At 66.4% G+C, this 21,925-nt stretch carries 28 protein-coding genes and 1 tRNA gene; 12 read left to right on the forward strand and 17 right to left on the reverse strand.

The genetic code is table 11. From position 1 onward, the window contains the following. Window positions 1-30: 30 nt before the first annotated feature. A complete protein-coding gene (locus N5D30_RS10120) occupies window positions 31-969 on the reverse strand; it encodes a triacylglycerol lipase (protein WP_220814867.1) in 939 nt (312 codons plus the stop codon). A gap of 222 nt (window positions 970-1,191) precedes the next feature. On the opposite strand from N5D30_RS10120, the gene N5D30_RS10125 reads away from it, so the two are divergent. From N5D30_RS10125 to N5D30_RS10145, 5 genes are read left to right on the forward strand one after another with little or no spacing between them, the layout of a single operon-like run. Further along, a complete protein-coding gene (locus N5D30_RS10125) occupies window positions 1,192-1,971 on the forward strand; it encodes an AraC family transcriptional regulator (RefSeq protein WP_279908858.1) in 780 nt (259 codons plus the stop codon). 43 nt (window positions 1,972-2,014) lie between these two features. Continuing rightward, window positions 2,015-2,836 carry a helix-turn-helix domain-containing protein gene (locus N5D30_RS10130; protein ID WP_279908859.1) on the forward strand — a complete coding sequence of 274 codons (822 nt, stop codon included), beginning with the start codon at window positions 2,015-2,017 and terminating at the stop codon, window positions 2,834-2,836. Between the two features lie 45 nt (window positions 2,837-2,881). Continuing rightward, a complete protein-coding gene (locus N5D30_RS10135) occupies window positions 2,882-4,288 on the forward strand; it encodes an FAD-binding oxidoreductase (RefSeq protein ID WP_279908860.1) in 1,407 nt (468 codons plus the stop codon). A 14-nt stretch (window positions 4,289-4,302) separates the two neighbouring features. Next, a complete protein-coding gene (locus N5D30_RS10140) occupies window positions 4,303-4,644 on the forward strand; it encodes a cupin domain-containing protein (protein ID WP_220814895.1) in 342 nt (113 codons plus the stop codon). 53 nt (window positions 4,645-4,697) lie between these two features. After that, window positions 4,698-5,774 (forward strand): polyamine ABC transporter substrate-binding protein, encoded by a 1,077-nt coding sequence (locus N5D30_RS10145; protein ID WP_220814863.1) that lies wholly within the window; start codon window positions 4,698-4,700, stop codon window positions 5,772-5,774. 39 nt (window positions 5,775-5,813) lie between these two features. Here the strand turns inward: N5D30_RS10145 and N5D30_RS10150 are convergent, their stop codons facing one another. After that, the gene (locus tag N5D30_RS10150; protein WP_220814862.1) at window positions 5,814-7,025 is read right to left on the reverse strand and encodes a pyridoxal phosphate-dependent aminotransferase; all 1,212 of its coding nucleotides are present in this window, start codon (window positions 7,023-7,025) and stop codon (window positions 5,814-5,816) included. Window positions 7,026-7,197: 172 nt separating this feature from the next. Between N5D30_RS10150 and msrB the strand changes: the two genes are divergently transcribed. The 3 genes from msrB (at window position 7,198) to N5D30_RS10165 (ending at window position 8,651) form a co-directional block, all read left to right on the forward strand. Then, window positions 7,198-7,596, forward strand: a complete 399-nt coding sequence (gene msrB / locus N5D30_RS10155; RefSeq protein ID WP_279905114.1) for a peptide-methionine (R)-S-oxide reductase MsrB — start codon at window positions 7,198-7,200, stop codon at window positions 7,594-7,596. Window positions 7,597-7,701: 105 nt separating this feature from the next. After that, entirely contained in the window at window positions 7,702-8,187 is a 486-nt protein-coding gene (locus tag N5D30_RS10160; RefSeq protein WP_279908861.1) for a glutathione peroxidase, read from the forward strand. Beyond that, entirely contained in the window at window positions 8,184-8,651 is a 468-nt protein-coding gene (locus N5D30_RS10165) for a MarR family transcriptional regulator (RefSeq protein WP_279908862.1), read from the forward strand. Before N5D30_RS10160 ends, N5D30_RS10165 begins: the two co-directional genes overlap by 4 nt. On the opposite strand, the gene N5D30_RS10170 is transcribed toward N5D30_RS10165, so the two are convergent. Next, window positions 8,635-10,953, reverse strand: a complete 2,319-nt coding sequence (locus N5D30_RS10170; protein ID WP_279908863.1) for a response regulator — start codon at window positions 10,951-10,953, stop codon at window positions 8,635-8,637. The two genes, N5D30_RS10165 and N5D30_RS10170, sit on opposite strands and share 17 nt — an antisense overlap. Before the next feature lie 299 nt (window positions 10,954-11,252). Here N5D30_RS10170 and N5D30_RS10175 point away from each other — a divergent pair, with 299 nt between their 5' ends. Both N5D30_RS10175 and N5D30_RS10180 read left to right on the forward strand, forming a co-directional pair. After that, window positions 11,253-12,143 (forward strand): ATP-binding protein, encoded by an 891-nt coding sequence (locus N5D30_RS10175; RefSeq protein ID WP_279908864.1) that lies wholly within the window; start codon window positions 11,253-11,255, stop codon window positions 12,141-12,143. Beyond that, window positions 12,140-12,622, forward strand: coding sequence for a GAF domain-containing protein (locus N5D30_RS10180; RefSeq protein ID WP_279908865.1), 483 nt, complete (start codon window positions 12,140-12,142; stop codon window positions 12,620-12,622). Before N5D30_RS10175 ends, N5D30_RS10180 begins: the two co-directional genes overlap by 4 nt. A gap of 661 nt (window positions 12,623-13,283) precedes the next feature. Here N5D30_RS10180 and N5D30_RS10185 read toward each other — a convergent pair. Continuing rightward, the gene (locus tag N5D30_RS10185) at window positions 13,284-13,973 is read right to left on the reverse strand and encodes a crotonase/enoyl-CoA hydratase family protein (protein WP_220814855.1); all 690 of its coding nucleotides are present in this window, start codon (window positions 13,971-13,973) and stop codon (window positions 13,284-13,286) included. Window positions 13,974-14,181: 208 nt separating this feature from the next. Between N5D30_RS10185 and N5D30_RS10190 the strand changes: the two genes are divergently transcribed. Both N5D30_RS10190 and N5D30_RS10195 read left to right on the forward strand, forming a co-directional pair. Continuing rightward, window positions 14,182-14,352: a hypothetical protein gene (locus tag N5D30_RS10190; RefSeq protein WP_279908866.1), complete on the forward strand. Its 171-nt coding sequence runs from the start codon at window positions 14,182-14,184 to the stop codon at window positions 14,350-14,352. 93 nt (window positions 14,353-14,445) lie between these two features. Continuing rightward, window positions 14,446-14,535, forward strand: a tRNA-Ser gene (locus tag N5D30_RS10195). 103 nt (window positions 14,536-14,638) lie between these two features. Here N5D30_RS10195 and N5D30_RS10200 read toward each other — a convergent pair. The 13 genes from N5D30_RS10200 to N5D30_RS10260 all read right to left on the reverse strand — a co-directional run bounded on the left by N5D30_RS10200 (window position 14,639) and on the right by N5D30_RS10260 (window position 21,909). Continuing rightward, a complete protein-coding gene (locus tag N5D30_RS10200; RefSeq protein WP_220816098.1) occupies window positions 14,639-15,805 on the reverse strand; it encodes a DUF3596 domain-containing protein in 1,167 nt (388 codons plus the stop codon). 111 nt (window positions 15,806-15,916) lie between these two features. Then, entirely contained in the window at window positions 15,917-16,111 is a 195-nt protein-coding gene (locus N5D30_RS10205; protein ID WP_279908867.1) for a hypothetical protein, read from the reverse strand. Then, a complete protein-coding gene (locus N5D30_RS10210; RefSeq protein WP_279908868.1) occupies window positions 16,104-16,379 on the reverse strand; it encodes a type II toxin-antitoxin system HicA family toxin in 276 nt (91 codons plus the stop codon). The genes N5D30_RS10205 and N5D30_RS10210 overlap by 8 nt, the downstream gene beginning before the upstream one ends. Next, complete coding sequence (locus tag N5D30_RS10215; RefSeq protein ID WP_279908869.1) at window positions 16,372-16,755, reverse strand: ASCH domain-containing protein; 384 nt, start codon at window positions 16,753-16,755, stop codon at window positions 16,372-16,374. The genes N5D30_RS10210 and N5D30_RS10215 overlap by 8 nt, the downstream gene beginning before the upstream one ends. Then, complete coding sequence (locus N5D30_RS10220) at window positions 16,752-17,990, reverse strand: phosphoadenosine phosphosulfate reductase family protein (RefSeq protein ID WP_279908870.1); 1,239 nt, start codon at window positions 17,988-17,990, stop codon at window positions 16,752-16,754. The genes N5D30_RS10215 and N5D30_RS10220 overlap by 4 nt, the downstream gene beginning before the upstream one ends. After that, on the reverse strand, window positions 17,987-18,241 hold the full coding sequence (locus N5D30_RS10225) for a hypothetical protein (protein ID WP_279908871.1): 255 nt from the start codon (window positions 18,239-18,241) through the stop codon (window positions 17,987-17,989). The genes N5D30_RS10220 and N5D30_RS10225 overlap by 4 nt, the downstream gene beginning before the upstream one ends. Further along, window positions 18,231-18,428: a hypothetical protein gene (locus N5D30_RS10230; protein WP_279908872.1), complete on the reverse strand. Its 198-nt coding sequence runs from the start codon at window positions 18,426-18,428 to the stop codon at window positions 18,231-18,233. Before N5D30_RS10230 ends, N5D30_RS10225 begins: the two co-directional genes overlap by 11 nt. Next, window positions 18,421-18,732 (reverse strand): Arc family DNA-binding protein, encoded by a 312-nt coding sequence (locus N5D30_RS10235; RefSeq protein ID WP_279908873.1) that lies wholly within the window; start codon window positions 18,730-18,732, stop codon window positions 18,421-18,423. Before N5D30_RS10235 ends, N5D30_RS10230 begins: the two co-directional genes overlap by 8 nt. Beyond that, on the reverse strand, window positions 18,729-19,448 hold the full coding sequence (locus N5D30_RS10240) for a hypothetical protein (RefSeq protein ID WP_279908874.1): 720 nt from the start codon (window positions 19,446-19,448) through the stop codon (window positions 18,729-18,731). The genes N5D30_RS10235 and N5D30_RS10240 overlap by 4 nt, the downstream gene beginning before the upstream one ends. Before the next feature lie 55 nt (window positions 19,449-19,503). Continuing rightward, entirely contained in the window at window positions 19,504-20,466 is a 963-nt protein-coding gene (locus tag N5D30_RS10245) for a hypothetical protein (protein WP_279908875.1), read from the reverse strand. A gap of 62 nt (window positions 20,467-20,528) precedes the next feature. After that, window positions 20,529-20,909 carry a hypothetical protein gene (locus N5D30_RS10250; RefSeq protein ID WP_279908876.1) on the reverse strand — a complete coding sequence of 127 codons (381 nt, stop codon included), beginning with the start codon at window positions 20,907-20,909 and terminating at the stop codon, window positions 20,529-20,531. Then, window positions 20,906-21,718 carry a hypothetical protein gene (locus N5D30_RS10255; RefSeq protein WP_279908877.1) on the reverse strand — a complete coding sequence of 271 codons (813 nt, stop codon included), beginning with the start codon at window positions 21,716-21,718 and terminating at the stop codon, window positions 20,906-20,908. Before N5D30_RS10255 ends, N5D30_RS10250 begins: the two co-directional genes overlap by 4 nt. A gap of 53 nt (window positions 21,719-21,771) precedes the next feature. Then, entirely contained in the window at window positions 21,772-21,909 is a 138-nt protein-coding gene (locus tag N5D30_RS10260) for a hypothetical protein (RefSeq protein ID WP_220816087.1), read from the reverse strand. Window positions 21,910-21,925 lie beyond the last annotated feature (16 nt).

Genomic DNA, 21,925 nt, shown 5'->3' on the forward strand with positions numbered 1-21,925 from the left:
TGGCGCAGTGCCTGGCCATGCCCGCGCGGCTTACAGACCGAGGTTCTTCAGGCGGTTGGCCTGGTTCTGGTAGAGGGTCTTCGGATTGGTTTCGAACAGCGACACCAGGCCCAGCACCTGGTTGTTGATGTCCAGGTGGTTCATCGTGTAGTTGTCCTTGAGCACCTTGCCGAAGTGGCTGGAGCAGCGGCCGGTGACGCCGTCGTTGGCTTCGCTGAAGGCCAGCGAGGTGACGGCGAACAGCGGGTCGGAGAGGTCGAACACGTTGGTCAGGGGGGCGGTGCCGCTCAGCGAGTACAGGCGGATGCTGTTGCCGTTGAGGGTGACCGTCTCCGGGCCTTCGCCGCAGGCGCTGGTCGGTACGCCAACCGGGTAGCGCTGGTTGTTGGCGGTGGCGCCGGGCTTGTTGAACTCGGCGAGCATGGCGCGCACGTCCGACGGGCTCTTGCGGTTGTTGGACAGCAGGTTGACCAGGTTGCCCACGGCGTTGGTGAAGACGTCGAAGGCGACGCCCTTCAGGCTGCCGGGCGGTGCGACGCCGGTGACCAGGTCGGCCAGCGGCGAGCCCTTGTGCGGCGAGTTCAGGGTGGTCACCGAGGCCACCAGGTCGGGGCGGGTGTTCATCACATAGCGTGCGGTGATGCCGCCCTGGCTATGGCCGATCAGGTTGAACTTCTTGACGCTGCCGCCCGAGCTGGCGCGGATCTGCTCGAGCTGGGCGATCAGCGATTCGCCGCGCTTGGCCGAGCTGTCGAAGGCGTTGATCTTCGGCACGTGGACCTTGGCACCCTGGCTCTGCAGGGCGCTGGGGATCTGGTGCCAATAGTCGACGCTGGCGATGGTGTCGAAGGCGAAGATGCCTGGGACGAGGACGATGGGGTTCTTGGTCTGCGACTGGGTGTTGGCCTGCGCAGGGAGGGTGGCGCACAGGCCGAGAGTGGCCAGCGCCGGGATCAGCAGCTTCTTCATGGGGGTACCTGTGTGTTCGTTTTTGTTTTTGTGGCTCCGCACACAGCAGCGGAGGTGGCGGCCATGAAAACACTCGCGCACAGGGTCGGCTTGTAAGAACTGATGAAATCGCCCGGGCGGCACGCGAATTATTGCGACGCCGTTGGCAGATGGACTTTCATCGTCGGCGCGCCTGTGGTAACCCTGCCGCCCACAAAAACAAGAACAGGGCGAGAGACGTCCATGCCTCCGAGCGATGCCCCGGTCCTGCTCTACCTGTGGGACAAGCGCACCTTCTACCTCAGTGCCTTCGACGAGCCGCTGCGCCTGTCGCAGGCCGCCGCCATGCTGCTGGTCGCCCTCGACGGCGAGCTGGCGATCCATTGCCGCGACGACGAGCTGGCCTGCCGTAGCGCCCTGCTGCCCGCCGGCCTGGACCTGGTTGTGGACAGCCGTGGCTCGCGGGTGGCGATCATCTACCTGGATGTGTTCGGCGAGGACCACGCCTTGCTGCTGCCACGCATGGAGAACCGCCACGGGCCGGTGCACTTCGCCCTGGGCGACGAGGCGGCCTGCATCGCCGACTTCGACGACCTGCACCGGCGTATCGCGTCGCCCCCGGAGGCCTACGACTGGCTGGAGCGGCTGATCAATCCACAGCAGCGGCCGCCGCCTGGCTTCGCCTGCGACCCGCGCATCGTCCGGGCCGTGCAGTTGATCAAGGCCGACGTGGCGTGCAACCAGTCCATCGAGTTCCTCGCCGAGCAGGTGGGGCTGTCGGTGCCGCGCCTGACCCAGCTGTTCCGGCAGAAGATCGGCATTCCCATCCGCCGCTACCGCCAGTGGCACCGGCTGTTCGTCACCAGCGTCGGTGTGGCCCGCGGCATGAACCTGACCGACGCGGCGATGGCCGCCGGCTTCACCGACTCGGCGCATTTCAGCCACACCTTCCGCAGCATCATCGGCATGAGCCCTTCGGCGGCGCTGGCCCAGCCGCGCGGTATCCGCCTGTTCGCCGGCTGAGGAATCGGGCAAGCTGCGCGGGTCCCTAGCCCGCCGAACCGCCATGCACGACAGCGACTTTCCCGACGACGCCGCGCAGACCGAGCGCACCCGCGAGACCATCCTGCGCTACCACCTGAGCTGGAAGCACCGCGACCTGGAGGCGGTGCTGGCGCTGTACCACCCGGACATCGAGTACAACGACTTCTTCCAGCAGCGCACCATGCGCCTGGGCGACCTGCGCGAGTACGTCGGCAACAACCTGCCGCGGCGCCCTGGCGAGCTGCTGGAGCACCTCGACCGCATCCGCATCGACGGCCACACCGCCTTCATCCAGTACCGCACCCGCGTGCTGGGCGGCGAGGGGCTGGTGTCGTTCCGCACCGGCGAGGCGATCACCGTGCGCGACGGGCTGATCTGGCGGATCAACGAGTACGCCACCCTGGTGCGCGAGGCCCGCTGCGGCGGCGAAGGCGCCCTGGCGCGTCCGGCGACCAGCCGCCTGGGCCTGTCCGCGCGTCAGCTTGGCCTGCTGGCCCAGGACCTGCAGGACTACTTCCAGCGCCACAAGCCGTTCCTCGACCCCGAGCTGGACCTGCAGCAGGTCGCCGCCGCCACCGGCTACAGCCGCAACCAGATTTCCCACCTGCTCAACCAGGTGCTGGGCCAGAGCTTCTACCGCTACGTCAACCAGGCCCGTCTGCAGCACCTGCTCGACGGCCTGGAGGTGGGCAGCGACCCGGGGCGGGTGGACGACCTGGCCTTCGCCGCCGGCTTCAACTCGTTGTCGGCCTTCTACAAATGCTTCCGCGAGCGCCTGGGCATGACGCCCCGGGCCTACCTCCGGCAAATTTCCTCGCGGGCACGCACGCAAGACAAGTCCTGAGCCGGCTGACTAGTCTCTGTCGATCAACCGACGATGGAGACCCCGATGAGCCCGTGGCGCGATATCAGCCTGTGGATGGACCAGCTCGACGAGCCCCAGGCGGCGCGGCCGAGCCTGCAGGCCGACCTGCGCGCCGACGTGGTGATCGTCGGCGCCGGCTACACCGGCCTGTGGACGGCCTACTACCTCAAGCGCCAGGCGCCGCAGTTGCGCATCGTCGTGCTCGAGGCTGAGATCGCCGGCTTCGGCGCCTCCGGGCGCAACGGCGGCTGGCTGATGGGCAACATCCTCGGCGAGGCCCGCCTGCTGGCCGGCCTGTCCACTGAGGCGCGGCGGGCGGCCTTCGACCTGCTGCACGGCATTCCCGACGAGGTGGCGGACGTCACCGCGCGCGAAGGCATCGCCTGCGACCTGCGCAAGGGTGGCGTGCTCTACTGCGCCGCGCGTTATCCCGAGCAACTGAGCGGCTTGCAGGAGCACCTGCGGCATCTGCGCGACCTGGGGCTGGGCGAGGACGACTACCGCTGGCTGGCGCCCGCGGAGCTGGCTGAGCAACTGCGTGTCGCCAGGCCCTACGGGGCGCTGTACAGCCCGCACTGCGCCACGCTCCAGCCGGCCAGGCTGGCCCGCGGGCTGGCCCGCTGCGTGGAGGCCATGGGCGTCGAGCTGTACGAGCAGAGCCGGGTGACCGACTGGCAGCGCGGCCTGGTGCGCACCGCCAGCGGCAGCGTGCAGGCCGACTGGGTGGTGCCGGCCGTGGAGGGCTACGCCGCCAGTCTGCCGCCACTGGGCCGGCACCAGTTGCCGGTGCAGAGCCTGATCGTCGCCACCGAGCCGCTGTCGGCCTCCGTCTGGGCCGAGATCGGCCTGGAGCGCGGCCAGGCCTTCAGTGAGGCCAGCCGTCAGGTCACTTACGGCCAGCGCAGCGCCGACGACCGCCTGGTGTTCGGCGCTCGCGGCGGCTATCGCTTCGGCGGCCGCCTGCGCAGCGATTTCAATCTGACCGAGGACGAGCGCGAGCTGCGCCGCTACCTGCTGGGCGAGCTGTTCCCACAGTTGCGCGACGTGCGCCTGACCCACGCCTGGGGCGGCAACCTGGGCATGGCCAGGCGCTTCCAGCCGCACATGTTGCGCGATCCGCGCAACGGCATCGCCCTGTCCGGCGGCTACGGCGGCGAGGGCGTGGGCGCCAGCAACCTGGGCGGCCGCACCCTGGCCGCGCTGATCCTCGGCCAGGACAACGAGCTGACCCGCCAGCCCTGGGTCCACGCCGATTCCGGCCTGGAGCGCCTGCCCGGCTGGGAGCCGGAGCCGTGCCGCTGGCTGGGCTACAACGCCATCATCCGCAGCTTCGTCCACGAGGACCGGGTGCTGGCCGATCCCCACAGCGCCCCCTGGCGCCGCCGCCTGGCCCAGGGCGTGGCGGGCTTGATGGAGGGCTTCATGAAATGACCACGGAGAAACCGATGAACATCGACCACTTCAAGAACACCGCCGAAATGGCCCTGGAAGACGTCAACCCGGTGGCCGTGCCGCTGGGCGAGCCCCATGCCGTGACCCGCAGCCACGGCGTCGAGCGCGCCGACGGCGTCGAGGCCGGCGTGTGGGAGTGCAGCCCCGGCCGCTGGCGCCGGCAGATCGTGCAGCAGGAGTTCTGCCACTTCATCGCCGGCCGCTGCACCTTCACCCCGGACGGCGGCGAGCCGATCGAGATCCGCGCCGGCGACGCGCTGATGATGCCGGCCAACACCACCGGCGTGTGGGACATCCAGGAAACCGTCAGGAAGACCTTCGTGCTGATCTATTGATCGGCGCAGCCCCGAGTCACTGCCTAACAAGAACAATCGACGAGGTAACCCCCATGCTGAAGAAACTCCTCCCGCTGATGCTCGTGGCGTCGGCCAGCCAAGCCGCCGAGAGCGTGCGCATCTACAACTGGACCGACTACATCGCCCCGGACACCCTGAAGAACTTCCAGAAGGCGAGCGGCGTGGCCGCCCACTACGACGTCTACGACAGCAACGAGACCCTCGACGCCAAGCTGATGGCGGGGCGCTCCGGCTACGACGTGGTGTTCCCGTCCAACCACTTCATGGCCCGGCAGATCCAGGGCGGCGCGCTGAAGAAGCTCGACCGCAGCAAGCTGCCCGGCTGGAGCAACCTCAACCCGGTACTGCTCAAGGCGCTGGAGACCAACGACCCGGGCAACCAGCACGGCTTCCCGTACCTGTGGGGCACCACCGGCATCGGCTACAACGTGGACAAGGTCAGGGCCGTGCTCGGCGACGGCGTGGCGGTGGACTCCTGGGATCTGATCCTCAAGCCCGAACAGCTGGCCAAGCTGGCCCAGTGCGGCGTGGCGATCCTCGACAACGGCCCGGAGATGCTGCCCATCGCTCTGCACCAACTGGGCCTGCCGCACCACAGCCAGAACCCCGACGACTACAAGAAGGCTGAGGCGCTGCTGATGGAGATGCGCAAGAACGTGCGCTACTTCCATTCCTCCAAGTACGTCGGTGACCTGGCCAACGGCGACATCTGCGTGGCCGTGGGCTTCTCCGGCGACATCATGCAGGCCGCCAGCCGCGCCGCCGAGGCGGGCAACGGGGTGAAGATCGAGTACGTGATTCCCAAGGAAGGCGCGCCCATGTGGTTCGACATGGCGTCCATGCCGGTCGACGCGCCCAACGAGGAGGCCGGCTACGCCTTCCTCAACTACCTGCTGCAGCCGGAGGTGGCCGCGTCCATCAGCAACCACGTGCACTACGCCAACGGCAACCAGAAGGCCGATGCCCTGGTCGACCCGGCGCTGCGGGCCGACAACAAGGTCTATCCGCCGGAAGAGGTGATGACCAAGCTGTACGCGCTGGAGGCCATGCCGCTGAAGATCGACCGGGTGCGCACGCGCATCTGGACCAAGGTCAAGAGCGGCACCTGACGGTGTTCCCACCCGGTGATCGTCACCGGGTGGGTGGCATCACTGGCTGTAGGTCTTGAGGAAGTTGCCGATGCGCCCGATGGCCTGTTCCAGGTCGTCGACGCGGGGCAGGGTGACCACCCGGAAGTGGTCCGGCCACGGCCAGTTGAAGGCGGTGCCCTGGACGATCAGCAGCTTCTCGGACAGCAGCAGGTCGAGGACGAACTTCTCGTCGTTGTGGATCGGGCAGACCTTAGGGTCGATCTTCGGGAAGGCGTACAGCGCGCCCATCGGCTTGACGCAGCTGACCCCGGGAATGTCGTTGAGCAGTTCCCAGGCGCGGTTGCGTTGCTCGAACAGCCGGCCCTGGGGCAGCACCAGGTCGTTGATGCTCTGGTAGCCGCCCAGCGCCGTCTGGATCGCATGCTGGCTGGGCACGTTGGCGCACAGGCGCATGTTGGCGAGGATGTCGAGGCCCTCGATGTAGCTCTGCGCGCGGTGCTTCGGGCCGGAGATGATCAGCCAGCCGGAGCGGAAGCCGGCCACCCGGTAGGACTTGGACAGGCCGTTGAAGGTCAGGCACAGCACATCTGGCGCCAGCGACGCGGTGGAGATGTGCTGGGCCTCGTCGTAGAGGATCTTGTCGTAGATCTCGTCGGAGAACAGCACCAGGTTGTGCTGGCGCGCCAGTTCGACGATGCCTTCCAGCACTTCCTTGGAATACACCGCGCCGGTCGGGTTGTTCGGGTTGATCAGGACGATGGCCTTGGTGTTGCTGGTGATCTTGGCCTTCATGTCGGCCAGGTCGGGGAACCAGCCGGCCTGCTCGTCGCACAGGTAATGCACCGGCTTGCCGCCGGAGAGAGCCACGGCGGCGGTCCACAGCGGGTAGTCCGGCGCCGGGATCAGCACTTCGTCGCCGTTGTTGAGCAGGGCCTGCATGGCCATCACGATCAGCTCGGACACGCCGTTGCCGAGGTAGATGTCCTCGATGCCGACGCCCTCGATCTGCTTCTGCTGGCAGTACTGCATGACCGCCTTGCGAGCGCTGAACAGGCCCTTGGAGTCGCTGTAGCCCTGGGCGGTCGGCAGGTTGCGGATGACGTCCTGGAGGATTTCCTCGGGGGCCTCGAAACCGAACGGCGCCGGGTTGCCGATGTTCAGCTTGAGGATGCGGTGGCCTTCCTCTTCCAGGCGTTTGGCGTGCTTGAGCACCGGCCCGCGGATGTCGTAGCAGACGTTGGCGAGCTTGTTCGATTTGCTGACCTGCATGATGCTGTATCCCGAAATGAAGAAGATGTCGCTGGCGACGCGGGAAGGATCGATCCGTGCCCGCCGTAACGCGGCGGACGGACTGGCGTCCAAGGAGGGACGCATGATACGTGCGGCCCGATGCCCGGAAAAGGTACAGGCCGGGCTTTTTTCTGCCCCTGAGGTGTACTCCATGGAAAAGATCGAGAAACCCCTGGAAGCCTGGCGCGACGAGCTTTCCGACGCCCAGTTCCACGTCTGCCGGCTGGGTGGCACCGAGCGTGCCTTCACCGGCGAATACCACGACAGCAAGGTGCCCGGCATCTATCATTGCGCCTGTTGCGGCGAGGCGCTGTTCGACTCCGATGCCAAGTACGACTCCGGCAGCGGCTGGCCCAGTTACTTCCAGCCGGTCGGTGACAAGGTGATCGCCGAGAAGGAGGATTTCAGCCACGGCATGCATCGCATCGAGGTCAGGTGCGCCAAGTGCGATGCCCACCTGGGCCACGTCTTCCCCGACGGCCCCCGGCCGACCGGCCTGCGCTACTGCATCAACTCGGTGGCGCTCAAGCTGGAACCGAGGGACAGCTAGCGCCCTGGTACATCCCGCCGACGGCGGGATTCGAGCAATTGAATTGTGATCAATTCAATTGCTCGCTATATTCCACGCTTTTCCACCGCAGCGGAGCCGCAGGCCATGAGCGACAAGCTTTTCGATATCCCGGTCACCACCATCAAGGGCGAGCAGAAGACCCTCAAGGACTTCGGCGGCAAGGCCGTGCTGGTGGTCAACACCGCCAGCAAGTGCGGCTTCACCCCGCAGTACAAGGGCCTGGAGAGCGTCTGGCAGCAATACCGGGACAAGGGGCTGGTGGTGCTGGGCTTCCCCTGCAACCAGTTCGGCAAGCAGGAGCCGGGCGACGAGGGCGCCATCTCCGAGTTCTGCGAGCTGAACTTCGGCGTCAGCTTCCCCCTGTTCAAGAAGGTCGACGTCAACGGCAGCGACGCCCATCCGCTGTACGTCCAGCTGAAGAAACGCGCCCCGGGCCTGCTCGGCAGCCAGGGCATCAAGTGGAACTTCACCAAGTTCCTGATCAGCGGTGACGGTACCCAGGTCAAGCGCTTCGCCCCGACCACCAAGCCGGAAGAGCTGACCGCCGAGATCGAAGTCCTGCTGAAATGAATGCCCCGCAGGACATCGAAGCGCAGCTGCTGCTGGACAACCAGCTGTGCTTCAAGCTGTACGCCGCGTCTCGGGCAGTGATCCGCGCCTACAAGCCGATGCTCGACGAGCTGGGCCTGACCTACCCGCAGTACCTGGCGATGCTGGTGCTGTGGGAGTGGCAGGCGCGGCCGCCGGAGCAGGCCACGGTCAAGGCCCTGGGCGAGCGCCTGATGCTCGACTCCGGCACCCTGACGCCGCTGCTCAAGCGCCTGGAGCAGCTGGGCCTGGTCCAGCGCCGGCGCTCCAGCGTCGACGAGCGGGAGTTGTGCCTCGCGCTGACCGACTCGGGGTTGGCGCTGAAGGACAGGGTGCTGCCGCTGAAAAACCGCCTGCTGTGCGAGAGCGGGGTCGACATGGTCGAGCTGGAAGGTTTGCGCCAGGGGCTGGGGCAGCTGCTGAGCCTGGTCACTGCTCGGTCGTGAGCGGCAGCCAGGTGTCCAGCAGGGCGGCCAGGTCCTCGCGGCGGAAGGGCTTGGCGAGGTAGTCGTTCATGCCGGCGGCCTGGCAGTGCTCTCGCTCGTCCGGCAGGGCGTTGGCCGTCAGGGCGATGATCGGCAGTCCCGCCCACTGGCCGTGCTGGCGGATGCGCCGGGTCGCTTCGTAGCCGTCCATCACCGGCATGTTGCAGTCCATCAGCACCAGGTCCACGGGGTTCTGCTCCAGGTAGGCGATGGCCTCGCCGCCGTGGCCGGTCACCGCCACCTCGCAGCCCAGTTTGGTCAGCATGCCCTTGGCGACCATCTGGTTGACATGATTGTCTTCCACCAGCAGCACCCGGGCCTGGCGCGGGCGGCTCGGCTGCCCGTCCGGCGGCGCGGCGCTGGCAGCCTGGTGCGGCAGCAGCAGGCGCTGCAGAGCGTGGTGCAGCTCCAGGCGGGACAGCGGGCGCGGCAGTTGCTCGAACGGCGCCAGGCTGGCGCTCTGCTCGCCGGGGATGAAGGTGCCGTAGGCCGACACCAGCAGCAGCGGGCTGGCGAAGCGCTGGCGCAGCGCGGGCAGGCGCTCGGGCTTGTCGCAGATCAGCAGGTCGACGGGCTGTTCGCCCGGCATGGCGTCGTCGTCCAGGCGCTGGTAGCCCAGGCCCCAGATCGGTAGCCAGCTGTCGAGCAGCTCCGCCAGGCCGCTGCCAGGCTTGCACAGGGCGACCACGCGCCCCGGCAGGGCCGGCCAGCGGATGACCGGGGCGTGGGCCGGCAGGGGCAGGGTGGTGCTGAACTGGCTGCCGAAGCCTTCTCGCGAATCCAGGGCGAGCTGCCCGTTCATGGCCTCGCACAGGCGCCGGGTCAGCGCCAGGCCCAGGCCGGTGCCGCCGAACTGGCGGGTTATGCCAGCCTCGGCCTGGATGAAGGGCTGGAAGATGCGTTTCTGCGCCTCCTCGGGGATGCCGATGCCAGTGTCGCTGACGAGGATGCGCACGCCGCCGGGCGTGGGCGAGACGCGCAGGTCGACGCGGCCGAAGCGGGTGAACTTGAGGGCGTTGGACAGCAGGTTGCTGACGATCTGCCGCACCCGGGTGGGGTCGCCGAGCACCAGGGCTGGCAGCCGTGGGTCGATCAGGCAGGTCAGCTCCACCTGTGGCGCGGTGTTCTGCGACAGCAGGCTGGCGGTTTCCTCCACCAGCGCGCCGAGGTCGAAGGGAATGCTCTCCAGCTCCAGCTGACCGGCCTCGAACTTGGACAGGTCGAGGATATCGTTGAGCAGGTCCACCAGGACCTTGCCAGAGTCGTGGGCGATGGACAGCTGCTGGCGCTGTTCGCTGCTGAGTGGTCCGTCCAGCGACAGCGCCAGCATGCCGAGCAGGCCGTTGAGCGGGGTGCGGATCTCGTGGCTCATGTTGGCCAGGAAGGCGGCGCGGGCCTGGGCCATTTCCAGGGCCGTGCTGCGCGCCCGCTCCAGTTCCTGGTTGGAATGGGTGAGGCGGGCGTTGGTCGCCTTCAGCTCGGCGGTGCGGGACGAGACGATGTTCTCCAGTTCGGACAGGTGCTGGGTCAGGCGGTCCTCGGCCTCACGGCGCTGGCTGATCTCCTGATGGGTGTTGGCCAGCTGCCGGTTGGTCACCGCCACCAGCGTGCCCACCTCGTCCAGCTCGTGGCCGGGCGGGCAGGGCACCGGCGAGAAGTCGCGCCGAGGGTCGCGGTCGCTCAGGGCGCGGATCACGCCCACCAGCGGCTTGGTCAGCATGGCGTAGAACAGCACCAGCAGGATCATCGACAGCAGCAGGCTGCGGGCGAAGCCGGTCATCATCGTGAGCAGGGCGCGGCGCAGGAAGTGGCTGCCGAAGGCGTAGGTGTCCACCTCCAGGCGCAGCACGCCGAGGGATTCGTCGGGCGCGTGGCTGACGAACAGCGGGTCCTCGAACAGGCGCCGCTCGCCGAACAGGAAGTCGCTGAACATCCGGTAGCGGCTCTCGACCGGCGGACGATCCACCGAGGCCAGCACCAGACCGCTGTTGTCGATGATCTCCGCGCGCATCACCGCGGGCGAGCGCAGTAGGCCAAGCACCAGTTCCTGGGCCAGTTCGGCATCGATGTTGTAGGAGATGCGTGCGGCCGGGTTATGGCTGATTTCCAGAAGAGACTGGATTTCCCGGTCGATGGAGGCGTCTTCGCTGGCATAATCCAGTCCCACCTGGATCAGGCTCAGCAGGGTACCCAGGATGAAGGCCACCAGCACCGTCAGTTTGGCCTGCTTGTAAGACAGGCGATGGGTCAGAGAAATATCCATCGGTGCGGCGGTTGAGTCCTTGATTACTGGCTTTCCATGGGGCCTGCTGAGGTTCGGCGGCGTACGCCGAAACGCCAACAGACCCTAGCATAGCCCATGGCGCCGGATCATCGGCAGGGGCGGATATTCAGGGCAATGGGGTGGAGTGGCTGTACCCCCTCGTCGTCCCCGCGAAGGCGGGGAACCAGGAATGCAGCGTCTTGGCCTGCGCGCGGATTCCCGCCTGCGCGGGAGTGGCCGGGTTGCCTATCGTATAGGGCTTTCACCCGAATGCCCTGGCGGATATTGAGGAGTAAGTCGTGGATTCTCGCTTGAACAGTTTTCTGCAACGTGCCGATGCCGTGCTGGAGCGTCTGGAACCCCTGTTGCCCGCCGTGCGCGTGGCGCTGGACTGGCACAGCGTCATCGCCGCCCGCTGGCAGCGCGAGGGGCACAGCGGATTCCTGCAGCCGCTGCGGGTGAGCCTGGACCTGAATCTATCCGATCTGGTCGGCGTGGACACCCAGCGCGAGCAGTTGGCGCGCAATACCCGCCAGTTCGTGCAGGGCCTGCCGGCCAACCACGCGCTGCTGTGGGGCGCGCGGGGCACCGGCAAGTCCTCGCTGGTGCGCGCGCTGCTGGCGGAGAACGCCGGCGTCGGCCTGCGCCTGATCGAGATCGAGCGCGACCACCTGGCCGACCTGCCGCGCGTGGTAGAGGCCCTGGCCGGCCTGCCACAGCGCTTCGTGCTGTTCTGCGATGACCTGTCGTTCGAGTCCGGCGAAGGCGACTACCGGGTGCTCAAGAGCGTGCTGGACGGCTCCCTGGAGCGGGCGCCGGACAACGTGCTGCTGTACGCCACCTCCAACCGCCGCCACCTAGTGCCGGAGAAGGAGAGCGACAACGACAACTGGCAGCACGTCGAGGGCGAGCTGCACCCGAGCGAGGCGGTGGAGGACAAGATCGCGCTGTCCGACCGCTTCGGCCTGTGGATTTCCTTCTATCCCTTCACCCAGGAGCACTTCCTCGCGGTGGTGCGCCACTGGATCGGCGTGCTGGCGGGCCAGGTCGGGCTGCGCTGGGAGTGGAACCACGACCTGGAAATCCTTGCCATCCGCTGGGCGCTGGGACGTGGCAATCGCAACGGCCGCTGCGCCTACCAGTTCGCCCGCAGCTGGGTCGGCCAGCAACTTCTGGGGGCGGGCCAGTGATCGATCTGCAGCAGATGGGGCAGGGCCGCGAGGGCTATGCGCTGCTGGCGGCGCAGCTGGAGGCGCTGCTGGCCGGCGAGCGCGACTTCATCGCCAATGCGGCACAGTTCGCCGCCTTCCTGTTCGGCGAGGTCGACGGGCTCAACTGGGCAGGCTTTTATCTGAACAGGAGCGAGGAACTGGTGCTCGGCCCGTTCCAGGGCAAGGTGGCCTGTGTACGCATCCCCTTCGGGCGCGGCGTGTGCGGCGCCGCGGCGAGCACCCGGCAGACCCAGCGGGTCGAGGATGTGCACGCCTTCCCCGGCCACATCGCCTGCGACAGCGCTTCCAACAGCGAGCTGGTGGTGCCTCTGGTGAAGGGCGGGCGGCTGATCGGCGTGCTCGATCTGGACAGCCCGCATCTCGGGCGATTCAGCGTCGAGGACCAGGCCGGCATCGAGCGGCTGGCAGAAATCTTCCTGCACCTCAGCGACTGCTGACGCACGTAGACGTAGGGTGCGCTGCGCGCACCAAGAAATGGGCTGAGAGTCTTTCAACGCCACCACAGCGGGATGGCAGGCCATAAAAGGCCATGTCCCTGCTACGCATTGGTGGCGCAATTCTGCTCTTGTGGGAGCGGCTGGGCGGCATTCCGATTGGCCGCGAAATTCGCGGATAAATCCGATTCCACAAGGTATGCAACATTTAACGGTGACATGGCCTTTTTCTTGGCTATGTACCCGTTACGTGTTGTAGCGCCCGGGCTCATCCTGGGTCCCCGCCTGCGCGGGGATGACGAGGTAGGGGGAATTTCTTCCGGAACCGTCATTCCCGCGCAGGCGGGACAGCAGCTGTATCGCTGAACAGCGCTTGCGCTGGCCCGAAGGGGAATAATCCAGGAGCAGGCAGCTGCAGCGTTCAGATAAAGGGGCTTGACCACGCATCGCGTAGGGTGGGTCAGCCGCTTGCTGGCGTAACCAACCGGCGGTGCCGCAATCGATTGCTCTGGTGGGTTACGGCCCGTGGCCTAACTCATCCTACGAATTCCTATTGATGTGGCAGGCAGGCCGTTTCCGCAGGCCAGCTGTAGAGTCTGCAACACGCAACGGGGACATAGTCATAAAAAAGGCACCCGGAGGCGCCTTTTTCGTGTGCTTGCGATCAGCCCAGATGTTTCTGGTCCAGCTCGATGGCCTTCTCCAGGGTCTCGAGCAGCGCCTTGCGCACCTTGAGCTTGGTGTTCTTGTGTGCGGTCATGTTGATCTTCTTCAACTGCTGGGCGGCGGCCAGGGCGGTAGCCTGCAGCTGCTCGGCCGGTACCACCTTGTCGAGGAAACCGGCGTCCACGGCGCCCTGCGGATCGAAGATCTCGCCGTTGATAACCGAACGATGGAAGGCGGCCTTGCGCAGGCGGTCACGGGCCAGCTCGATGCCGGCGTGGTGCATGGTCATGCCGATCTGCACTTCGTTCAGGCCGATGTTGAACGGGCCTTCCACGCCGATGCGGTAGTCGCTGGAAAGCAGGATGAAGGCGCCCTTGGCGATCGCGTGTCCCGGGCAGGCGACGATGATCGGGTAGGGGTGGCTAAGCATGCGGTGCGCCAGGGTGGAGCCGGCGGTCACCAGCGCCACGGCGTTCTGCGGGCCGGAGGTCATCACCTTGAGGTCGTAGCCGCCCGAAAGAATGCCCGGCTGACCGGTGATGATCACCACGGCGCGGTCCTGCACGGCCTGATCCAGCGCGGCATTGAAGGCGGCGATCACATCCGGGGAGATGGCATTCACCTTGCCGTTGTTGAGAGTCAGGGTGGCAATGCCGTCTTCGAGTTGATAGCTGATCAGGTCGCTCATGGCGGAAGTCCTAGTCCAGGTTGCGGAAAGTGGCGCTGACGTTACCCAGCACCGGGCCAAGGGTAAAGCGCTTTGGCTGACCGTGGGGTCATCCACCCGCCTGTCGATCGGCGCCATCGGCATTGTCGATTGGCTGCTATACCGAGCGTTGACTTAGGTTGGCCGCGAACCTGAGGAGCGCCCATGCCTCGTATCGTCCCCTTTCTATATGTCGCTGCTGCTGGTCAGCCTGACGGTCCTGGCCGCCACACCCTATAGCCACAGCCAGTCCGGCGTGCTGCAGCTGTTCCTGTTCAGCCTGTTCGTCTCCCTCGGCTTCCTGCTGTTCGGCGGCCATCGTTTCGACGCGAACCAGACGAAACCCCACCGCTCCGCATAAGCGTATGAATCGACTGAAAAAATATTTTGCATTCGGAAAACCGTTCGGCTACATTAGCGCGCCTCGACGGACCAGACTGGTTCGGCGAGATCCGGTGAAGTGTCCGAGCGGTTGAAGGAGCACGCCTGGAAAGTGTGTATACGGGAAACCGTATCGAGGGTTCGAATCCCTCCTTCACCGCCAGATGAGATATACGCTAAGCCCCTGATCTTCCTAGAGAAATCAGGGGCTTGGTCGTTTTGGGGGATGTGAAAATCGCCCAGATGGGAACGGTATGGGAACGCGCTCAGAGGTTGAGCGCGTGTTCGAGCATGCCGACGACGTCCGGGCCGTCTTCGTTGATCCACTTGCCGTAGTGCTGGCGGATCATGTTGCCGTTGGTGTGGCCCATCTGCTCGGCGATCCAGTCGATCGAGGCCACGCCCGTGGTCAGCAGCTGGCTGGCGTAGGTGTGCCGGCACTGGCCTGGCCCCCGGTAACGGACCTCGGCCGCATTTAGATGGGCCTTGAAGAAGCGGTCACGGACGCTGAAGTCGCTGACGTGTGGCTCTCCGGTGTTGGTGTTCAGGAACACGAAGTGCAGCCGCTCCTTGCGCCTGGTCTTGTTGTCCCGCTGCACGACTTCCACTTCCTGCCGCTTGCCGCCCTGCGTCAGGGCCTTGGTCTTCCTGAGCGCGTCCCAGGCCGGCGCCAGTAGACGAACCTTCCTAGTCGAGCGCCGAGTCTTCGTCACCCTATAGGCGCCGCGCACCTTCGAGCGGCGGAACGTGACCGTTCCGTTGACCAGGTCGACGTCCTCCCAGGCCAGGGCGATGGTTTCAGACACGCGCGGCCCCGCCCAGATCATGAACTGCACCATCAGCAGCTCTAGGGTCCGGTCGGTCGGGGTTTCCAGAATCTTCCTGATTTCCGCCCGGGTGAACGGGTCCGGGTCTTCCGGGTCGGGCAGGCGCACGATGATGCCCTCGGTGGGGTCGTGCGCCACCTTCTTGTTGGTGCGGTACAGGCGGAACACCTGGCGGGTGATGCTGACCACCTCGCGGATCGTCTTGTTCTTGAGGCTGCTGGCCAGCACGTCCTGGACCCACTCCTGCAGGTTCAGGTGGGTGATGCGGTCGATCTGCACGCGCGCCCAGCGCGGGCGGATATGGACCTCGGCCTTGCTCGAATAGCCCCGGTAAGTCGTTGCCGCCACGTTGTTCCGCTGGATGCTCAGCCAGAGGTCCAGGTAGTGCCCAAAGGTGTTCTCGGTCAGCCGGGTTGAGTTGGGAAAGTGCCGGGCATAGTCGAACGTGCCGGCGCGGATCTCGAATTCAATGATTTCCACCAGCCGGCGCGCATGGGCTTGGTTCTCAGGGGTGTTCCCACCGGGAATGCGCTCCCGGCACAACTCTCCGCCATAGCGGAAATACACGCGCACGGCGTTGCCGCGCACTTCAACTCCATCAGCCATTTGCGTCCCCACGCATAAAAACGGCGCCAGTGTAGGAGGCGCCGTGAAGGCTCGGCTCGCAGGGGGGCCGAGAATTACAGACTGTCGATTCTTGTAGATCGAGCCGGGCGGCTAGAGCAGCCACTCCCGCCGGCGCTGCCACTGCCGGCGCATTTCCTGGACCAGCCTTTCGGCCGCCGAGGTGCCGCGCTTTTTGGCGATTAGCTCCTGCAGCTCACTGACCTTTTCCTGGCTGGTATAGCCGAAGCGCAGCCAGGCCCGGGCCTCGCATTCCAGCCTGTGCTGGCTCATGTCCTGGTCAGCCATGGTAGATGGCCACCGCGTGAGGCAGCTCGACAACGACCATCCGGTCGGCCCTGGCGAGGGCGGCCAGGGCGTTGCGGAGTGATCGCCAGTCGCTGGGCGTGCTGCCGGTGTGGATGATGGGCCGCCCGGGCTTGGTGAAGCGCAGGTGCCCGTTCTTCGTAGCGCCTACCGTCCAGCCGTTGGCCTTGGCGTACTGCAGCAGCGGCTGGAGGTTCTTGCGAAGTGCGCGCCCGCACCGGCGGCCGCCGGTGCTGAACTGATCAGCCATCGAACACCTCCAGGCAATCCACATTGAAGAACCCCAGCTGCCCCTTGTAGGGCATGAAGAATGGCAGCGGACGGGCGGCCGTCAGCTCGAAGCCGAACTGGCCGAAGAACCAGGGCGAGGGGCTGTCATCGACACACCCGGTCACAGTGGCGATGCCCACGATGCCGCCGCGCTGCAGGTCATGAGGTGCAGGCAGGGTGACGCCAAGATGTTCCGCAAGGTCGCGGGCGATCTCGTATTCCTCGCGGGTCATGCCCTTGGCGGCATGGATCAGCACCGGCCCGCGAAAACGGGTCGGCCAGCTGCGGTTTTCGACGTCCTTGTGACCGTTGACGATCAGCCAGGCCCAGGGCTGGCGAATGCTTAGTGCCTTCATTCCTGCACCTCCCGGAACAGCAGCGGCTGCACGGAACCGTCCGCGAAGACCTTGTCCAGCGGGGTGGTGGCGACCGGCTCGTCGCCGTCCCAGCCATCCGGCCAGGTTTCGGCGGCGATCAGCTCGCGGATGCGGGCTTCTTCCTCGGGGTTGATCAGGTCGACGGGAGGGCGCCCCAGGCGCTGGGCGGCTTCGTTGACCTCGGCCTGGATGGCCAGCACTCGCTCCAGGCCCATCAGCCGAGAGCCCAGCAGGATCGGCCCCATTCGCTGCGGGTTGGCAGCGATGCTGCCGTCCTTCAGGCGCTCTATGCCGGCCTTGCGCAGGCGATGGCGTGGTTCCCGCAGCTCGCGCCACAGCGGCTTGAGGCGCTTGAGCGGCGCCAGATACTGCCAGTATGGGGTGAGCAGGATGGTGTCGAGCGCCATGTCTTCATCGGTCAGCGGGCAGCTGGTACAGCCGGTGCGGGCGTTGATTTCTTCTGCCTCGTCGCCGCCGTAAGCGTCGGCGATCATGGCGGTTGACCAGTCGCCGAACTCGACCTGGGGCGCCCAGTGCTTCAGCCATTCCCAGACGTGGCAGACGCGCCAGTGCAGCAGCGGCGCGAGTGTGGCCACGCGCCCTTTGAAGCCCTTCGCCTCGGGCAACATCTTCTGATACCAGCCCTGGCCGCACTCCGCGCCATCCTTGCCACAGCTCATTTCGATGCGCTGGTCGCGGATGGCGCTCTCGCCCTGGCGAACGCCGGTGATCATCAGGACGTTACCGTCCAGCTCGGCGAGGCGATGCTCCAGGGCGGCGTGCATAGGGTCGAGCTTGATCTGGCGGGTACACCACCGCAGGGTGTTGTTATTCGGCGGCGGTACACCCCGGCCCAGGATGTAGACCATGAAGCGTTTGTCCAGCGGGGCCATGACCACCTCGACGTGGACGCCGCGTTCCTCCAGCTCGTCCATGATCTGCCGCGCGGAGTTCGCCAGCGGCAGCAGCTCCAGCCGGGTGTCGGCATAGAACACGGTCAGGGTTTTCGGGGCTTTCACCTTGCCGGTGTCGATTAGGTACAGCACCAGGGTGACGGTGGTGGTGCTGTCCTTTCCGCCCGACCAGGCCATGGCCCAGTGATCGTGATCGGCGCCGTAGGCCTGCAGAGACTGAATCGTCAGCTCGATGCTCTCGGTCATCTGCAGGCGCGCCGCGCCGGCGGAGAAGATATCGCCCTGCCGTAGGGAACTCATGATTCACCCCCGGCGCTCTGCTGCTGTTCGCCAGGATGGACGAAGCGCGAGCAGCCATACGCCAGGTCGGCGTCCTGCTGTTCCTGGAGCACGCCGGGCGCGAGGCCCAGCTTGCGGGCGAGGGCTTCGGCGGCCTGGCGTGCGCCGGCGGTGCAGCTGGCCGAGGGCTTGAAGCCCTTGGCCTTGGCGATGTAGGTGAAAGAGTTCTGGCGCACGTTGATGGTGATGGGTGTAGTTTTTTCAGCGTGCATAGCGGCGCCCCCGTGCTTCGCGTGCGGCGGCTTTCTCGGCCTGCAGGGTTTCCCACTCGGCCTGTTTTGTCTTCTGACGGATACGGCTGCAGCGGGCGTGCTTGCGGGTCGACCGGGCTTTGCCGCAGATATCGCAGATGCTTGACAGGTCCAGGCGGTGGCTGGCCATGGTTGGGTGTTCACGCATGGGGCACCTCCCCACGGCGTGCGGCGTTAACGGCGTCGATGACTGCGCGCAGATCGGGGCCGGCGCCTTCGCTTTCTGCGGTGCGGCACAGAATGGCAATGGTTGACTGCAAGTGGGCGATCAGTTGGTTCTGCTGGGCGACCAGGTCGGTGGTGATGAACGAGCGCTCAAGCCTGCGGACGATTTCGGCGTTCATGCTGCGGTGGTTCGACTCGGCTAGCTCCTCGATCCGGCCACGCATGCCGTCCGGCATCCGCAGAACGAACTTGTCAGCTGTGCGGGATTGCCCGCGCATGGTGCTCATTGGGCACCTCCCTGCAGCGGGCCGAGCCATTCGAACTGGTCATTCAGTTGCGCGATGGAGAAGCCGTACTCGAAGTTGGGCTCGGTGGTTCTAATGTGCAGGTTGCACCACAGCCCGTCGTCGCAGAGCTTGACCTGTACCAGGGCGGGGGCTTCGAGGCTGTTACCGCGAATCCAGTACGCTCCCTGCTGGTCCGGTTTGTGATGTGTCCATTGCAGTTCGGCCGACAGATCGGCCTGCCGCGCCTTGATGCGATCTAGCTCCAGCAGGGCGCCGGTGACATTGCCGTAGCCCATGTCGCGGGCCTTCTGCCATACCTCGTCGTACAGCTCGGCGCGGGTCTTGTCGCTGCTGGAGCCATCTGGCGAGGGCTGCGCGGCACAGGCTTGCCAGCCGACCCAGGCACGTTGGACGTACTCGTCGACATACTCGCCGTAATGCAGATGACTTCCCGGGAGGGCGTCGCGGCGATGAAGCCGTGCCCCTGCCCACATGCTCAGCACCCAGACCTCGAAGGCCTCGCGCATGCCGGCAGGGATGTACGGGCGAGCGTAGGACTGCTGGATCAGGTCGCCCAGGATGTGCATTTCCAGGGTGAATTCGTCATAGCCGCGGTCGGTGAAGAACTGCGCGGCCAGCAGCAGGCCAGGCAGGTGGGCGGCGGTGATCACGGGTGTGGTAGCCTTCGGGTCGACTTCTTGGGGTTTCGCTTGCATGGTGTTTCTCCTTGGGGTTGAGGCCCTGCCGAGTTGCCGCTCGGTGGGGCTTTTTTTATGCGGCGACATAGCCGCCGGCGGTCTTGTGCAGCAGGCCCAGTTCTTCGGCCTGCTGCAGCAATCGGGTGGCCTTGGTGCTGCCCATCTGTAGTTCCCTCGCCACTTGCCTGACGGTCACCTTGGCGCCTCGCTCTGCTCCCGCTATGAGCTGCCGTAGTTCTGGCGGAAGGCCTTGCCCTGTGGCCGTTTCCGGCCCTGTTTCCGCCTGTTCCTGGGGGCGTTCCTCGGGCTGTTCCTGTGCAGCGGGAACCGCTACCGGGGCGCGTTCCTGGGCGGGTGCCGGGCGCAGCGCGGCGAGGATCAGGGCGGGCACGACCTCCAGCGCGGCGGCGAAGCCGAGGCACAGCAGGGTGGCCAGGTGCAGGGGTAGGCCGGCGGCCTTGGCCGGCTGGGCGAGCAGGGCGGTCAGCTCCCGCGAGGCGTTGTCCCGGCGCACCTGGGCGCGTTCGCGCTCGGTGTCGATGCGCGCCAGGGCGGTGGCTTCCAGCTCCAGGGCGCGGCTGACCATGCCGCGCTCCCGCAAGGCGTTGGCCTGTTGGTGGATAGCAGCCGCTTCGGCGTCGAGCTGCTGAGTGCGGACGGCATCGGCGTCGCGCTGTTCCACCAGGTCGACGCGGCGTTGTTCGTGGCGCGCCTGGTGCTCGGCGCGGCTGGTCACTATCGACGTCATGAGGCGGTCATACGTGGCCCAGCCCGAGACGCCGCCCAGGGCGAGCGCACAGGCCATCATCAGCGCTGCGCCCACGTTGCGGCGCACGGCCAGCAGGCCGAGGGCCAGCGGCCAGGCTATGTACTTGAACAGGTCCAGGACCACCGCGGCCGAGGCGAACAGCAGCGCAAGCAGGGTGTCCTCGATCAGCGCGGCGATGGCCAGCGCCACCGATATGGCGGTCACGCCTGCCAGGGCGGCGACCATGGCGAGCAGCGGCCAGCGGTAGCGCAGTTCCAGCGGGTGCATGGTGTTTCTCCTTGGGTTGGGGGCAGGCCCGCCGAGTTGCCGCTCGGCGGGGCCTTCCGCTGTCAGCGGGCGTTGATGGGCTTGCCGTCCAGGCGCATGGGCTTGCCGTCGACCAGGACGAAGAAGTGCACGTCGCGCAGCGCGTACACGCCGCCAGGCCCGCCGTGGACCACGTAGTCGTCATAGGGCGCCTTGCCGACCCGGACCGGGAACAGCTTGTCCGTCTGGTGGGCGTAGCGGCCGCCAGGCCTCATGCGGGCGTACAGCTGCTGGCCGACCGGCTTGCATCCGTCCTCGCCATGGGCGGCCAGGTAGCCCAGCCAGGCGCTGCGCGTTTCGAGGTTGAGGAAGGTGCCTTCGGCGTCGGTGGCCATGTCGTAGCCGCGCGGCTCCGCCCAGGTCTGGAAGCCCAGGGTGATGCCCAGCAGATCGAGCGAGGTCACAGGCGAGCCCCCGAACCGGCGTGCCGCCAGGCCATGTCGTTCACGAAGCAATGGCCCTGGTGCAGGGCCTCGTCGGGCACCTGGAACAGGTCGTCGAGTAGGTCGAGCAGGGCGCGGAGCTGGGCGTGGTTGCGGGCGCTGTCGGTGGGCAGGTCCGGCCCCATGTCCTCCTGCATGCTCTCGACGTAGGCGGCGACGTGGCCCAGGCGGTAGGCCACCTGCACGGTGTTGGCGCGGACGGTTTCCACGAACTCGGTGAAGTGGCCGACCTGCAGTTCGTTCAGCGCCTGGATGGCGTTGCGCTGGGCCTCGCTCGGGTGCAGCCGGGGCAGATGTACGTTGACGATGCGCCGGTTCAGTACCTCGCCTTCACCTCCGATGAATGCCAGGGCGCCCTGGAACCTCATTCCTTCGGCGGGAATGCCGGTCCCTCGGGTGGACATTGGCTTGCCGTCGTAGCACTCGCGCAGGGCGTTCCAGTCAAAATTTTCGTTGCTGTCGTAACCGCTCTCGTCGATCACTACCGGGCGGTTGACCGCGCGTGCCAGGAACGCCAGCAAGGCGCCCATGCTGCAGGTGTTCGCCGAGTAGCTGACTGGCTCGCTACCGCTCAGCCCCCAGAGGCTGGAGACGAGAGTGGTTTTGCCGGAGCCGGCCGGGCCGGTGATCTGCAGGATGGGGTAGGTGGCCTGCAGCTCGCGGATACGCTGGGCATGGAACGCGCCAGCCCACCAGGCGAGGGCGACCAGGCCGGGTGCGCCGAAGGCGATCAGGAACTGGGTCAGCCAGTTGGGGGTTTGCTTGTGCATGGTGTTTCTCCTTGGGGTAGTTGCCCAGGCGTTGCCGCGCCTGGGCGTTGGGGTTAGCGGGCCGCCAGGGCCAGCAGGGACGGGGCGTAGTAGCCGGCCAGGGTGATCAGGCCCAGGGTCAGGCCGGTGGTCGCCAGGGTGGCCAGGGCCTCCCGCCGGCTGGGGCGGTGGAGCGGTGTTTCGTCGTGCATGGTGTTTCTCCTTGGG

The sequence above is a fragment of the Pseudomonas sp. GD03875 genome (assembly GCF_029840585.1).
GTDB lineage: Bacteria > Pseudomonadota > Gammaproteobacteria > Pseudomonadales > Pseudomonadaceae > Aquipseudomonas > Aquipseudomonas paralcaligenes.

What these genes read in the sequence shown, in the direction of transcription:
- N5D30_RS10160 (WP_279908861.1), top strand. Translation starts at nt 7,702, where the DNA reads ATGAGCGACAAGCTTTTCGATATCCCGGTCACCACCATCAAGGGCGAG.
- N5D30_RS10140 (WP_220814895.1), top strand. Translation starts at nt 4,303, where the DNA reads ATGAACATCGACCACTTCAAGAACACCGCCGAAATGGCCCTGGAAGAC.
- N5D30_RS10240 (WP_279908874.1), bottom strand. Translation starts at nt 19,448, where the DNA reads ATGCAAGCGAAACCCCAAGAAGTCGACCCGAAGGCTACCACACCCGTG.
- N5D30_RS10245 (WP_279908875.1), bottom strand. Translation starts at nt 20,466, where the DNA reads ATGCACCCGCTGGAACTGCGCTACCGCTGGCCGCTGCTCGCCATGGTC.
- N5D30_RS10120 (WP_220814867.1), bottom strand. Translation starts at nt 969, where the DNA reads ATGAAGAAGCTGCTGATCCCGGCGCTGGCCACTCTCGGCCTGTGCGCC.
- N5D30_RS10215 (WP_279908869.1), bottom strand. Translation starts at nt 16,755, where the DNA reads ATGAAGGCACTAAGCATTCGCCAGCCCTGGGCCTGGCTGATCGTCAAC.
- N5D30_RS10190 (WP_279908866.1), top strand. Translation starts at nt 14,182, where the DNA reads ATGTCGCTGCTGCTGGTCAGCCTGACGGTCCTGGCCGCCACACCCTAT.
- msrB (WP_279905114.1), top strand. Translation starts at nt 7,198, where the DNA reads ATGGAAAAGATCGAGAAACCCCTGGAAGCCTGGCGCGACGAGCTTTCC.
- N5D30_RS10185 (WP_220814855.1), bottom strand. Translation starts at nt 13,973, where the DNA reads ATGAGCGACCTGATCAGCTATCAACTCGAAGACGGCATTGCCACCCTG.
- N5D30_RS10165 (WP_279908862.1), top strand. Translation starts at nt 8,184, where the DNA reads ATGAATGCCCCGCAGGACATCGAAGCGCAGCTGCTGCTGGACAACCAG.
- N5D30_RS10125 (WP_279908858.1), top strand. Translation starts at nt 1,192, where the DNA reads ATGCCTCCGAGCGATGCCCCGGTCCTGCTCTACCTGTGGGACAAGCGC.
- N5D30_RS10235 (WP_279908873.1), bottom strand. Translation starts at nt 18,732, where the DNA reads ATGAGCACCATGCGCGGGCAATCCCGCACAGCTGACAAGTTCGTTCTG.
- N5D30_RS10260 (WP_220816087.1), bottom strand. Translation starts at nt 21,909, where the DNA reads ATGCACGACGAAACACCGCTCCACCGCCCCAGCCGGCGGGAGGCCCTG.
- N5D30_RS10200 (WP_220816098.1), bottom strand. Translation starts at nt 15,805, where the DNA reads ATGGCTGATGGAGTTGAAGTGCGCGGCAACGCCGTGCGCGTGTATTTC.
- N5D30_RS10220 (WP_279908870.1), bottom strand. Translation starts at nt 17,990, where the DNA reads ATGAGTTCCCTACGGCAGGGCGATATCTTCTCCGCCGGCGCGGCGCGC.
- N5D30_RS10210 (WP_279908868.1), bottom strand. Translation starts at nt 16,379, where the DNA reads ATGGCTGATCAGTTCAGCACCGGCGGCCGCCGGTGCGGGCGCGCACTT.
- N5D30_RS10255 (WP_279908877.1), bottom strand. Translation starts at nt 21,718, where the DNA reads ATGCACAAGCAAACCCCCAACTGGCTGACCCAGTTCCTGATCGCCTTC.
- N5D30_RS10225 (WP_279908871.1), bottom strand. Translation starts at nt 18,241, where the DNA reads ATGCACGCTGAAAAAACTACACCCATCACCATCAACGTGCGCCAGAAC.
- N5D30_RS10150 (WP_220814862.1), bottom strand. Translation starts at nt 7,025, where the DNA reads ATGCAGGTCAGCAAATCGAACAAGCTCGCCAACGTCTGCTACGACATC.
- N5D30_RS10170 (WP_279908863.1), bottom strand. Translation starts at nt 10,953, where the DNA reads ATGGATATTTCTCTGACCCATCGCCTGTCTTACAAGCAGGCCAAACTG.
- N5D30_RS10230 (WP_279908872.1), bottom strand. Translation starts at nt 18,428, where the DNA reads ATGCGTGAACACCCAACCATGGCCAGCCACCGCCTGGACCTGTCAAGC.
- N5D30_RS10205 (WP_279908867.1), bottom strand. Translation starts at nt 16,111, where the DNA reads ATGGCTGACCAGGACATGAGCCAGCACAGGCTGGAATGCGAGGCCCGG.
- N5D30_RS10145 (WP_220814863.1), top strand. Translation starts at nt 4,698, where the DNA reads ATGCTGAAGAAACTCCTCCCGCTGATGCTCGTGGCGTCGGCCAGCCAA.
- N5D30_RS10130 (WP_279908859.1), top strand. Translation starts at nt 2,015, where the DNA reads ATGCACGACAGCGACTTTCCCGACGACGCCGCGCAGACCGAGCGCACC.
- N5D30_RS10135 (WP_279908860.1), top strand. Translation starts at nt 2,882, where the DNA reads ATGAGCCCGTGGCGCGATATCAGCCTGTGGATGGACCAGCTCGACGAG.